The 12,635-nt window shown below is 47.8% G+C and carries 12 protein-coding genes and 1 tRNA gene; 5 read left to right on the forward strand and 8 right to left on the reverse strand.

Going from position 1 to position 12,635, the window contains the following annotated elements; all coding sequences use genetic code 11:
• Nucleotides 1–10: 10 nt before the first annotated feature.
• From FCN51_RS19065 to uvrA, 5 genes are all read right to left on the reverse strand, one after another.
• On the reverse strand, nt 11–571 hold the full coding sequence (locus tag FCN51_RS19065; protein ID WP_003623238.1) for a NifU family protein: 561 nt from the start codon (nt 569–571) through the stop codon (nt 11–13).
• Between the two features lie 225 nt (nt 572–796).
• Nucleotides 797–2,032, reverse strand: a complete 1,236-nt coding sequence (locus FCN51_RS19070; protein ID WP_160256601.1) for a DUF2075 domain-containing protein — start codon at nt 2,030–2,032, stop codon at nt 797–799.
• 79 nt (nt 2,033–2,111) lie between these two features.
• A complete protein-coding gene (locus FCN51_RS19075) occupies nt 2,112–3,410 on the reverse strand; it encodes a YncE family protein (protein ID WP_160256602.1) in 1,299 nt (432 codons plus the stop codon).
• 107 nt (nt 3,411–3,517) lie between these two features.
• The gene (locus tag FCN51_RS19080; protein ID WP_160256603.1) at nt 3,518–4,357 is read right to left on the reverse strand and encodes a creatininase family protein; all 840 of its coding nucleotides are present in this window, start codon (nt 4,355–4,357) and stop codon (nt 3,518–3,520) included.
• Nucleotides 4,357–7,221 (reverse strand): excinuclease ABC subunit UvrA, encoded by a 2,865-nt coding sequence (gene uvrA / locus FCN51_RS19085; protein WP_160256604.1) that lies wholly within the window; start codon nt 7,219–7,221, stop codon nt 4,357–4,359. The genes FCN51_RS19080 and uvrA overlap by 1 nt, the downstream gene beginning before the upstream one ends.
• Before the next feature lie 238 nt (nt 7,222–7,459).
• Between uvrA and FCN51_RS19090 the strand changes: the two genes are divergently transcribed.
• From FCN51_RS19090 to FCN51_RS19105, 4 genes are read left to right on the forward strand one after another with little or no spacing between them, the layout of a single operon-like run.
• The gene (locus FCN51_RS19090; protein WP_160256605.1) at nt 7,460–8,419 is read left to right on the forward strand and encodes a tetratricopeptide repeat protein; all 960 of its coding nucleotides are present in this window, start codon (nt 7,460–7,462) and stop codon (nt 8,417–8,419) included.
• 14 nt (nt 8,420–8,433) lie between these two features.
• Entirely contained in the window at nt 8,434–9,138 is a 705-nt protein-coding gene (locus FCN51_RS19095; protein WP_003623250.1) for an LON peptidase substrate-binding domain-containing protein, read from the forward strand.
• Between the two features lie 26 nt (nt 9,139–9,164).
• Nucleotides 9,165–9,350, forward strand: coding sequence for a Trm112 family protein (locus tag FCN51_RS19100; RefSeq protein WP_003623252.1), 186 nt, complete (start codon nt 9,165–9,167; stop codon nt 9,348–9,350).
• 30 nt (nt 9,351–9,380) lie between these two features.
• The gene (locus tag FCN51_RS19105; RefSeq protein WP_003623254.1) at nt 9,381–9,767 is read left to right on the forward strand and encodes a hypothetical protein; all 387 of its coding nucleotides are present in this window, start codon (nt 9,381–9,383) and stop codon (nt 9,765–9,767) included.
• A 24-nt stretch (nt 9,768–9,791) separates the two neighbouring features.
• Here FCN51_RS19105 and FCN51_RS19110 read toward each other — a convergent pair whose 3' ends face one another.
• Both FCN51_RS19110 and FCN51_RS19115 read right to left on the reverse strand, forming a co-directional pair.
• Nucleotides 9,792–11,039: a multidrug effflux MFS transporter gene (locus tag FCN51_RS19110; RefSeq protein ID WP_160256606.1), complete on the reverse strand. Its 1,248-nt coding sequence runs from the start codon at nt 11,037–11,039 to the stop codon at nt 9,792–9,794.
• 136 nt (nt 11,040–11,175) lie between these two features.
• On the reverse strand, nt 11,176–11,703 hold the full coding sequence (locus FCN51_RS19115; protein ID WP_012812260.1) for a Spy/CpxP family protein refolding chaperone: 528 nt from the start codon (nt 11,701–11,703) through the stop codon (nt 11,176–11,178).
• Between the two features lie 239 nt (nt 11,704–11,942).
• On the opposite strand from FCN51_RS19115, the gene FCN51_RS19120 reads away from it, so the two are divergent.
• Nucleotides 11,943–12,422 (forward strand): YaiI/YqxD family protein, encoded by a 480-nt coding sequence (locus FCN51_RS19120; RefSeq protein WP_003623258.1) that lies wholly within the window; start codon nt 11,943–11,945, stop codon nt 12,420–12,422.
• Between the two features lie 96 nt (nt 12,423–12,518).
• On the opposite strand, the gene FCN51_RS19125 is transcribed toward FCN51_RS19120, so the two are convergent.
• A tRNA-Ala gene (locus tag FCN51_RS19125) sits at nt 12,519–12,594 on the reverse strand.
• Nucleotides 12,595–12,635 lie beyond the last annotated feature (41 nt).

Raw genomic sequence — 12,635 nt, forward strand, 5'->3', positions numbered from 1 at the left:
GGTGCAGCACTTAGTCTACCTGCTCGACAGAGACCACTTCTGGCACGTAATGACGCAGCATGTTTTCTACACCATGCTTAAGCGTTGCGCGGGAAGATGGGCACCCTGAACACGCACCCTGCATGGTCAAGCGCACGATGCCATTCCGATAACCACGGAAAACAATATCCCCGCCATCACCAGCCACTGCTGGGCGCACACGCGTATCCAGCAGTTCCTTAATCTGCGTTACAATTTCTTCATCTTCGGGAGCAATGGCATCTTCTGTAACAGCTACGCCTTCTGCCACGACAGGATGCCCAGCCACAAAATGATCCATCAGAGTGGACAGAATTTGAGGCCGTAGTTCTTCCCAATCTTCAGAATCTGCTTTTGTTACAGAAACAAAGTCGTTCCCCAAAAACACGCGAGAAACACCGGGAAGGGCAAACAATGCTTCCGCCAAAGAAGAGCGGCCAGCTACGGCATCAGCATCAATAAAATCAATGGTGCCAGCATCGCCCATAACTGCCTGCCCAGGCAGGAATTTGAGCGTAGCAGGATTGGGTGTGCCTTCGGTTTCTATAAACATGACCAGTTGAGCCTGAGTAATGAGGAAAGAGAACTTGTTATCTTTCAGTTGGCATTAGAATGCGTACGAAACAAGTCCTGTATTCAAAGAAAAACGGTTCTTCTTAGGGGAATTCGCTTTGAATAATCAACTTTCCTTAATTTTACATGGCAGAATGTTTGCCTTGCTCTTTGGCAAATCTGCCATGCAATTACGAAGCAGAAAGTAACCCAATTAAAGCAGACCTTAACTGCGTAATGATTGCTCCTGCAGCAGCTTCTCTCTTAACGCAGGATCATGGGCATAAAGATACAGACCTTTGACTGCCCTTGTCATAAGCACATTGATGGCGTTGAGCATGATCTGCTCCTTCACCTGCTCTGGTTGGGCCAAGCCATCCTTACCAGCAAAAGCGGCACCATCTTCATAACGTGTGGGGTCCAGGCGCAAGCAATCTGCTTGTGCATCATACGTAACAGATGACCCCAGAATGAGTCCTACATAATTCAGATCAAACCCCTGCACGGTATAAACAGATCCAACTTCATTGATCGTATCGGGTCGTTCTGCCCAAGGCAGTTTTTCATCTGGCTTTGACAGATCCCACCGCAGGTGGAAACGTCCTTCATCAATAAAGTGCTCTTTGCCATCCAATCTGTAAGGATAATCATAAGTCGCAACGATGCGTGACAATCCACACTGGCTATTTTTCTGTTTGATTAACGCGTACATTTCTTGAGCATCATCAAAACATCTGAAATCAAAATTCTGCTTTTTTGGGAAAGTTGTCACTTTTTTTGAGCAGAAATTTTTTATCCATTCCAAAACATCTGCGTTTGCATGCATGCGAAATTGATCTGTCAGATAAAATGTTTCTACTGGGAATCCATTTAGAATTTCTGAAAGCGTATTTTTATTCCAGTAACTTTTAAACTTCAAAACCTGTTTTTCATCAAAAACAAGGATAACAATCCGAGCAAGCTTTATAATCTCTTCAAGGTGATTGTTTTGGTTAAATCTATTGTATTTATCAGAACGTGTTAAAAGAAGATGCGCTTCATCAATCAGCACAATATCTGCTCTTTTTCCTAATTTATTCATTTTGTTTATAAATGTTGTTGGACGCTCAAAATCCTTTTTCCTGATATACGGAAAGTCTTCTGATATATTTGTATATAGCTTCATCATTTCAGGATGATTCACAATAAGGTTGTTTTCCTTTCCAGAAAAACAGTCTTCATCCTGGCCGCTTCTGGCCATGTGCTGCAAATCATTAAATATAGAATTTATAACAAGACTTTTTCCTGTTCCGGCATCACCTTCAATAACAAAAATAGCGTGTTCATCTTTTTGGTGGGCCTTACAAAACTCAAGAATATCTTTTTTTAGCGCTTCCTGTGCAGAAGATAATTTTTGAAAGGGAGATAGTTTCTTTTTTGCATTATTATTTTCAATATTTTCATTCTGAAAATGAGACATCATGTTTTCCTAACCCCATAAAAAAAAGCCTTTCTTGAAAACAAGAAAGGCTTTTTTCAAAAACAGTCTTAGATTTCGATCCTTAACGCAGGATACCAGTATGTCCGATGCAATACCGGCCAGGCTGTGGCCATACGGTAAGGCCATGAGGTTCCGCACCAACCGGAATTTTAATCATAGAACCATCATCGGTATTGATTTTGTAAACAACATCATCAAACCGGCCTGAAAGCCATAGGCTTTTACCGTCTGCGCTTACATTCCCCATATCTGGGCTACCGCCACCGGGAATAGGCCAATCAGCTACAATCTTATTGGTTGCAAAATCAATAACTGTAACACCACCCGCCTTGCTGTGCGGTTTACCATGAATTTTATGAGAACCACGGTTGGCAACATACATTTTTGTACCATCGCGGCTGGGGTACAAACCGTGCGTGCCAACACCTGTATGAATAAAACCTGTTTCCTTAAATGTATCGCCATCTACAAGGAAAACACCATCTGCCATCATATCGGCAACGTAAAAGGTTTTCCCGTTTGGAGAGATCAGAATATCCTGCGGCATGCCTCCACTGGAAAGAGCAAGATAGCCCAGAACTTTTTTGTTTACCGTGTCAACTTTTACAAGGTGACCACCAAATTCACATGTAAAAATGGCATAGCGTCCATCAATCGAGAAATCCGCATGGTTCACACCCTTACATTGCGGAACTTCAACAGATTCCTGCAAAGCCATTGTATGCGGATCACGAAAATCCAACCGCTTGCGGGCTTCTGCCACCACAATGGCTGATTTGCCATCTGGCGTAAAATACATGTTGTAAGGATCATCCACCTGCACAGCAGGGCCGGGCTTGGCTGTACGAGGATCTATGGGCGTCAAGCTGCCGTTTGTAGTGCCTTCGGCATTGTTAGTGACCCATAATGTCCGCAAATCCCACGAAGGAACAACGTGTTGCGGGCTTTTACCAACAGGAAAACGATCCACGACTTTTGATGTGGCCGGATCAATAACCGAAACATCATTGGAGCGCAGGTTTGGCACATAAACACGAGCCGGATCTTGCGCCACTTCCCGTGCAATATTACCCGCCCGTGTTTCACTATAAAGGTTATTCGGATCAATAACGGGGGGCATACCCGGAATTGTTTCAATTTTTGTAGCTGAAGTTGCTGTGTTTTGCGGAACAGGCGTAGAAACTGGTGCCGTTGCAGGTGCAGGAACCTCTGCTACTGGCTGTTGCGCCGATGGGGCTGGTTGCGTAGCATCTTGGGCAAATGCCGCTGTTCCAGCGCTCATCACCGCAGCTAAAGCCGTTGCCGCTATCAAATAGGCTTTGGAAGCCATTACACTATACCTCATTATCTCTGGCACCATGATTTATCTATTATATCAGGTTCGATTTATCATGGTGCCTTAATAAGGTCTATTCTAATCTTTTTTAAGTAGAGAACCTATGTTCTATTCTGTAAAATAACTTACACTTATTTATTTCGTGCATCGTTAATGGCAGAAACTGCTGCAGTTATCTGCATATTGATACCTACTTGCCCCAAATTTGCCGATGCTTTACGCGGATCCCCTCCATAAATTCCTTGTGCGCTTGATGGATTACCTGATTTTTGTAATGCATCCAGCCTTACCATTATTGGATCAATAGCCAGCATTAACGATGTGTCACTTATATCTGCGTGCATACCTACATCTTTTGCATATCCATGCTGGCTAAGCCATTGAACATACTGATGTGGTATAACGCTATAATATTGCTTTACATAAAGAGCCTGCGCCGATGTGCCTGCCCATTCCTTATTAAGTTGCGTGGCAACTTTATCCAAAGATTTCTGATACCCGCCATGATCGCCAATAAAAACGATCAGACGGAAGCCCTGAACCTGAAAACTTTTTGCCGCAGATGCTATTAGTTTTTCAAAAACATCTGTCGGAATAGTAATGGTTCCCGGAAACTTCATATGCGAAGTACGGGGTGATGTACTGCCTTCAGGAACATATGCAACAACTGGTGCCACAAGGGTTTTTCCGGATTTTTCGGCTATTCTTTGCGCTATTTCCATAACACGCGTGTTATGTTTGCCAACAGCTATGTAAGGACCACTCTGCTCTGTTCCACCAATAGGAATAATAAGAGTCGTTATTCCACAGGAAATATCAGACTGGATTTCTGTCCATGTCTGTTTTTCAAAGAGCACAGAAGAGGGAAGGGCAGAACACGATGTTTCTGCCACTGCGCTATAAGTTTCTGCTCCGTTTGCAAACAGAGCAGAAAACCCAACACCAGCTAAAGCTAAAAACTGCTTTTTCATTATTTCTTCACTAACATCGGGGCAAGAAACCGGCCTGTGTAACTTTCCGGACATGCCGCAATATCTTCTGGCGTACCTTCGGCAACAATCTGCCCACCGCCATCACCACCCTCGGGGCCAACATCTATAATCCAGTCTGCCGTTTTGATAACTTCAAGGTTATGCTCAATCACAACAACTGTGTTTCCCTGATCAACAAGGGCATGCAAAACTTCCAGAAGCTTTCTTACATCTTCTGTATGCAGGCCGGTTGTTGGTTCATCCAGAATATACAGGGTACGCCCCGTTGCCCTACGTGCCAGTTCCTTGGAAAGTTTAACGCGCTGCGCTTCACCACCAGAAAGAGTCGTCGCCTGCTGGCCCAAAGCAACGTATCCCAAACCAACTTTTTGCAGAATGGCCAACCTATCGCGAATACGAGACTGAGCCGAGAAATAGGGTAGGGCTTCATCCACACTCATGGCCAGTACATCTGCAATGGACTTGCCACGGAACTTGATATCCAATGTTTCACGATTATAGCGCTGCCCTTTACAGGCATCACACGTTACAAACACATCTGGCAGAAAGTGCATTTCAATTTTGATAACACCATCACCCTGACATGCTTCACAACGCCCGCCCTTAACATTGAAGGAAAAGCGACCAGGTTTGTAACCTCTTGCTTTACTTTCAGGCAGTTCCGCAAACCAGTCTCTTATGGGCGTAAAGAGATCTGTATAGGTTGCAGGGTTAGAACGTGGTGTGCGCCCGATAGGGGATTGGTCAATATCAATAATCTTGTCTAACAGCTCCATCCCTTTGATGCGCTTATAAGGCTCTGGCGATGTGCCTGCTCCCATCAACTGGCGAGAAAGCGCCTTATAAAGTGTATCAATAACCAAAGTGGACTTTCCGCTACCAGATACGCCTGTTACACAAGTGAACGTACCAAGCGGGAAACGAGCCGTTACATTTTTCAGATTATGCCCTGTAGCACCTTCAACTGTTAGAATTTTCTTTTTATTTATTTTCCGTCGTTCAGCAGGAACATCAATCTTTTTACGGCCGGATAGATAAGCCCCTGTCAAACTATCGGGAGATTTGGCAACCTGCGCTGGCGTACCTTGGGCAACAACAGTGCCCCCATTTACACCAGCACCCGGCCCCATATCTACCAGCCAGTCTGCGCTTCTGATAGCATCTTCATCATGTTCAACAACAATCAGCGTATTTCCAAGGTTTTTCAAACGCTGCAATGTGCCAAGTAAACGCTCATTATCACGCTGATGGAGGCCAATAGAAGGTTCATCCAGAACATACAAAACACCTGTCAGCCCGGAACCAATCTGGCTGGCAAGGCGAATACGCTGACTTTCCCCCCCAGAAAGTGTTGCTGAACTTCTTGAAAGTGTCAGATATTCCAATCCCACATCATCAAGAAACTTCAAACGTTCCAGAATCTCACGCAGAATACGGCGTGCAATTTCGGCTCTTTGCGGCGTAAGCGTTGGCAGAACTGTATCAAACCAGTCCAAAGCTTGTCCTATTGGTAAATCTGTGGCTTGCGCAATATTTTTCCCGGCCACGCGCACAGAAAGAGCCTCTGGCCGCAACCGCGCCCCCTCACACACATGACACGCTTTTTCAGACTGATATTTGGAAAGCTCTTCTTTAACCCACATGCTTTCTGTGGTACGGAGGCGTTTTTCCAGGCTTTTAATCACGCCTTCAAATGGTTTGGAAACAACGTAGCTTTTCCTGCCATCTTTATAGGTAAAATCTACATTTTCTGGAGTGCCGTAGAGAATACCGTTTTGCACATTTTCTGGAATATCTTTCCATGGTGTGTCCATGCTTACAGAAAAATGCTGTGCCAAACTTTCAAGCGTTTGTTCCAGTAGTGGAGATTTTGCATCTTTCCATGGCGCTATAGCACCTTTTGCAAGACTAAGACTTTCATCCGAAACAATAAGATGCGGGTTGAAGTAGGTTTCTACACCAATACCATCACATGCCGGACAGGCCCCTTGTGGCGCGTTGAAGGAAAACAGACGAGGCTCAATTTCTTCCAGTGTAAACCCACTTACTGGGCAGGAGAAATATGATGAGAAAACAAGTTTTTCGTTCTCCTTGCTTTCATCTTTAGAAACCTCTTCTGCATACACAATGCCATCAGAAAGTTCCAATGCTGTTTCAAGGCTATCAGCAAGGCGTGTTTCAAGCCCTTCCTTCACCACAACACGGTCCACCACAACTTCTACAGTATGGCGTAACTTTCTGTTTAGGCTTGGAACATCATCAATTTCATAAAGTGTTCCATCCACTTTTACACGTGTAAAACCTTTACGCTGAAGCTCAGCCAGTTCCTTCCGGTATTCTCCCTTTCTGTCACGAATAACAGGGGAAAGAAGCATTAGGCGCGTGCCCTCCGGCAACGCCATAATACGATCAACCATCTGGGTGACTGTTTGCGCTTCAATCGGCAACCCGGTAGCGGGAGAATATGGAACACCCGCCCGTGCCCATAGCAGCCGCATGTAATCGTAAATTTCCGTAACAGTCCCAACGGTAGAACGCGGGTTTTTGGATGTTGTTTTTTGCTCAATAGAAATAGCTGGAGAAAGACCCTCTATGGAATCTACATCCGGCTTGCCCATCAACTCCAGAAACTGGCGTGCATAGGCGGAAAGGCTTTCCACATAGCGGCGTTGCCCTTCAGCGTAGATTGTATCAAACGCCAAAGAAGATTTGCCGGACCCGGAAAGCCCTGTCATGACTGTCAGCTTATCCCGCGGAATATCAATATCCACGTTTTTAAGATTATGAACTCGCGCGCCACGCACCCGGATGCTTTGCTGACCGGAAAAATCTGATTTTTTCATGTAAGAAATCTGCCGCCGTTCCTGTTTTGTCCTAGTATGCCGCCTAAGGCCACCTTCATGCAATGCGTGATAAGGCGACGGCAGCCATTGTCTTTAATCTGATATGGGCAAGCCATGCCCTAATTGCCATTGCGCATCATGCTCTGATTGACCATCTAGAACATATAAACAGATAAAAGTCGGCCAGAAGGATATTATCCATACTGACCGCAGCATTGGATTAAGGATACAGGAACATATGGAACACCTTCTCGGCCAGCCGCAGTCTGATACACAAAACGGCACCATAGCACCTCAGAACACGGCACCTGTCATTACAGACGGATCTCAGGCCACATTCATGCAGGATGTGATTGAAGCAAGCCGTTCTGTTCCTGTTCTTGTTGATTTCTGGGCAGACTGGTGCAGCCCCTGCAAGCAACTTGCCCCTGTGCTGGAAAAGGTGGTGACGGCAGCACGCGGCAAAGTGCGCTTGGTTAAAATTGATATCGAAGCAAACCGTGCTCTGGCAGGGCAGCTTGCACAGGTTGGCTTGCCGTTACAGTCCATTCCTCTGGTTGCTGCCTTCTGGAAAGGACAGATTCTGGATCTGTTCCAGGGTGCTTTGCCGGAAAGCGAAATCAAGAAGTTTGTCGAAAACATTCTAAAAAGCAGCGGTGGTGGCATTCTGCCCGCAACAGAACAACTGCGTGAAGCAGATGTGGCGCTGGAAACTGAAATGCCAGCGCGTGCGGCAGAGCTATATTCCTCCGTTATTGGGGAAGAGCCAGAAAACCCACGTGCATGGGCAGGTCTTATCCGCGCCATGTTGGCACTGGATGATGAAGATGCCGCCGTTGCCGCTCTAGCAGACGTACCCGCCAAAATTACCGATAGCCCGGAAGTGGCTGGCGCACGTGCTGCGCTGGACCTGAAAAAGGAAGGGCGCAAGGCCGCAGAGGAAATGGAAAGCATTCGTGCTCGCCTTGCTGCCAACCCGGAAGATTTTGAAGCACGCTGCGAACTGGCAACAGCCTTGAATGCAGCCGGAAAGCGGGAAGATGCCGCAAACGAACTGCTGCATATCATCAAAGTAGACCGGAACTGGAAAGACGGCGCAGCCAAACAGCAGCTGCTACGTTTTTTTGAAGCATGGGGAAATGAAGAGCCCGCAACTGCAATTGCGCGCCGCCGTCTGTCTTCCATGCTGTTTTCATGAGGATGTAAAACTTTTTGGCTGCCGTATTTTTTCAAGATGAAGATGACATTCCCCGGCGTGTTCCCAAGCTGGGGGATGTCACTTTAGCCGATATCCCTCCGGAAATTGGCTTGTTTCCGTTAAGCGGCGTGGTTCTTCTGCCTCGCGGAAGACTGCCGCTTAACGTGTTTGAACCGCGCTATATCGCTTTGGTGGAAGACGCACTGGCAACGCAGCGCCTGATAGGCATGATTCAGCCACGTTGGCGGGAAGAGGAAGATGAAGCCAACAGTGCTCCGCCATTGTACCCCATAGGGTGCCTTGGCCGGATTGTTTCTTTTACTGAACGCGCCGATGGGACTTATGCCATTACGCTTGCTGGTCTTACGCGTTTTCGGCTCCTGCGTGAAACAGAAGAAACACGCGGGTATCGGCAGGCCCGGATAGATGTTTCCACCTTTGCGGGGGATCTGAACGAAATTCCGTCAGCTCCGTTTGACCGGGAAAAGCTTCTCGGCTCCATGCGGCGTTACTTCCAGAAAAAAGGACTACAGGCCCGTTGGTCTCTGCTGGAACAGATGGATGATGATATCCTGCTGGTCACATTGCCCATGATCTGTCCTTTCCCTCCGGCAGAAAAACAGGCATTGCTTGATGCCGAAGATCTAACTGACCGTGTGCGGGTGCTGCAAACACTGCTAGACCTGTCTGGTCCGGAACAGGAAGGCCCGCCTTCCTGAACCTTTTACTGAGGAACAGAGAACTGATGTCTGACACACCTCCGCTTGATTCCCGGCTTCTTTCGGTGCTTGTGTGCCCTGTCACCAAAGGGCCTCTGACTTACAATGCAGAAACTAATGAACTGATCAGCAAAAAGGCTGGTCTTGCCTTTCCTATCCGTGATGGCATTCCCATCATGCTGCCAGATGAAGCACGCCGCCTGGAAAGCTGATCTCACAGCTTTCTCTCTTTCTCCTTTACAATGAACCCGTCCATGCTTCTGGCGAAAAAAACAGGCACCCTGATCGGAAACCTTCTGTTGGTCTCTCCACTGCTGGTGGCATGTCACGGGCCTATTGAAGGGGACAACATTGATGTGCCCCCTGAGCGGCCAGGGCGCTTTTTGCCCGAAGCTGCTCCGGCAGAAGCCAAGGCGGCAGAACAGGAAGAAAGCCTGCGCGAAGCCCAAGCCGCGCGTGAGGGCAAGTCAGAACAAACTCAGCCGCCCAAACCCGAAGAACGTTACGAAACACTGCCCGATGCAGGCTCTGGCGCTGCGGGGTCAATGGAAACAGAAGACGGGCATACCGTTACCCCACAAACCCAAGCAATTTACGGCAAACCGGCGGACAGATCTTCGGGCCATTAACGCCGGAGGTTCTTGCCGCGCTTATTATCCCTCATGTTCATGCTCCGCTTGGTCTGTATGCCTACGGCGCAGGATATTGGCACACACCATGCCGATCACACCGGTCATCATACCAATAGCCGTTGGAATGGCGCCCCCTCCAGGCAAAACACCCACAAGAACGCTGCTCAAAGAGCCAAGGCTAAATTGCATTGTACCCAGCAAGGCAGAAGCACTGCCCGCCTGATGTGCGTGACGTGAAAATGCCATAACGGTGCCGTTGGGCCCGATAAACCCCAATGCGCCAGTAATGCAGGTAATTAGCCCACATGTCAGCCACGGATGGGCAAGGCCCGCCAAACCCGAACACGCTACCACCACAAAAATTCCGCCCATAATCAAGGCCCAGAGAATGGCCGCCTGCAGCAAAGCTGGCATGGCAAATTTATGCACAAGCCTGCCGTTAATTTGTGTTCCCAAAATAAAGGCGGCGGCATTCACACCAAAAAACATACCAAAAGCAGTGGGAGAAAAATGAAGCACCTGTTCAAACAGCACAGGCGCACTTCCCAAATAAGCGAACATCACAAAAGTAGAAAATGTTGTGATAAGCGCATTGGAAAGAAAAACGGGCTCTCGCAGGATAGTGCGATACCGCGTAAAAATTTCAAAGGGTGCCAATCTCATCCGATATGCGGGGGAGAGCGTATCCGGCAGCATACATATAATGCCAATCATGCCCAGAACGGCATATAGAGTGCCACTCCAGAATATCCACCGCCAGTTCCCAAATTCCAGCACGAGGCTCCCCATGCTGGGAGCCAACACAGGCATGACACCAAACACCAGTGTAAGCTGCGCCATAATATGCGCACCTTTTTTGCCAGTCGCCACATCTCTTACAATGGCCCGCGGAATAACTGCGCTGGCAGACCCACCAAAAGCACCAATAAACCGCATGATACAGAACAGGTGATAGTCCCGCACCACAGCGCACATGGCAGATGCGACAGCAAAGACGGCAAGCCCTATAACCAGAGGAACCTTGCGCCCAAACCTGTCTGACAGTGGGCCTTGAGAGAATTGGCCAAAAGCCAGCCCTAAAAACCATGCTCCCAATGTAAACTGAGCAGAACCTGCGCCACCACCCAAATCCCGCTCAACATCAGGAAAAGCCGGAAGGTACATATCTGTAGCAAGCGGGCCAATTGCCGTAACAAGCCCCAAAAGCAGAATAAGCCGTAGCGGCAGCCCATTTTTAAAAAGGGCAGGGGGAGAGGAAGATGTTGTCATGATATCAGGCACCGAAAAAGAACAATCTGTTCTTTCTCTTGATCTGCATCATTTGTCTATGAATGCAGACACAACGCATCAATGCTTTAGATATAAAAAAAGCTGCCAGATTGTCTGGCAGCTTTTTTGTAGAAGCTTACTTGCTTTCGGTTGCTGCCGGCGGCGGAGCCGGAGGAGCACCATTTCCGCACATTGGCGGCATCTGGGGTTCGGGGCGATCAGCAATCTGCTTCAGCTGTTTCTTGGTCAGGATATCATGAACCTGCGTTTCAACCTGCAGACGCTGCGTTGCGCGTTCGGTCTGCATGGTGCTGATCTGCTGTTCGATCTGCTGCAGCTTAGCCTGATCAACCGGACCCGGTGTTGTCAGCACTTCACGTTCCTGCTGGTGCAGGCTGTGAATCTGTTCCATGTCCGCTTTCGGGTCTGAAGGCTTGTTTGCGTCAAAAATAGCTTTCAGCTTTTTCTTCTGGGCGGAGGTCAGCTTAACGCCATCCAGCTTCAGGATCGGGCCACCCATACCGTGATGATGCATCGGACCACAGCCCGGGCCACCCGGCGGAGGGGCGCCAACAGCCGGAGTTGCTTCCTGAGCATGTGCAAAAGAAACTGCTGATGTCATCATTCCCAGCGTCAGCGCTGTGGCCATCAAAACTTTTTTCATCAGATTCGCCTTATAAAATCTTTACCGTAACAAAGTGCATAAACACCTTGTCTGCTTTCTGACTAATGACAAAGGCTTGTGTCTGAAAAAAGGCATAACTTTAAAAGAAAAATGTCCTGCTTTTGCTTATGGGTAAAAATTAAGCGTCAAACCTATGTGCGCCTTACAGAGAGGAAGAATAGCATCAACAATAAAAGCCGTCGTTTGCGATCACAGCCATCCTGCTGCAAATTGACTGCATGACCCGTATTTTTGTTGATTCTGACGCATGCCCCGTAAAAAACGAGGTGTATCGTGTCGCCAGCCGTTACAATCTGCACGTTTTCATTGTTTCAAACAGTATGCTTCTGGTGCCACAGTCACCTCTCATTGAGCGGGTCGTAGTGGAGGCTGGACCAGACGTAGCAGATGATTGGATTGCTGAACGCGTATCGGACGGAGACATCGTGATTACGGCAGATATTCCGCTAGCTGCACGGTGTGTTGAAAAAGGGGCATATGTTCTTGAGCCCAAGGGGCGGATTCTGGATGGCGATGCCATTGGCATGGCGTTGGCAGTACGGAATCTGATGACCGATTTACGTTCTGCTGGACTGATGACGCCGGGCGGAAGTGCATTTGGAAAAGCAGATCGCTCCCGCTTTCTTTCCGCTCTTGATACGCTGGTTATTAAGGCACAAAAGCCCCGCCTACGCCCACTGACATTTCCAAGAGAATGAACACCTTAAATAGCGTTTGAGCAAGAATATCCATAATCCAAACTGCCTTATGGCAGACGATTATTAATTTATTTTATTGGATATTTTTGTGAGAACTGGTGGAGCCAATCGGAATCGAACCGACGACCTCCTGAATGCCATTCAGGCGCTCTCCCAACTGAGCTATGGCCCCACACTGTTCTTGCACACAGCAGCACCTACTTAAGATGCGGT

Source organism: Acetobacter pasteurianus (assembly GCF_009914215.2).
Classification (GTDB): Bacteria; Pseudomonadota; Alphaproteobacteria; order Acetobacterales; family Acetobacteraceae; genus Acetobacter; species Acetobacter pasteurianus.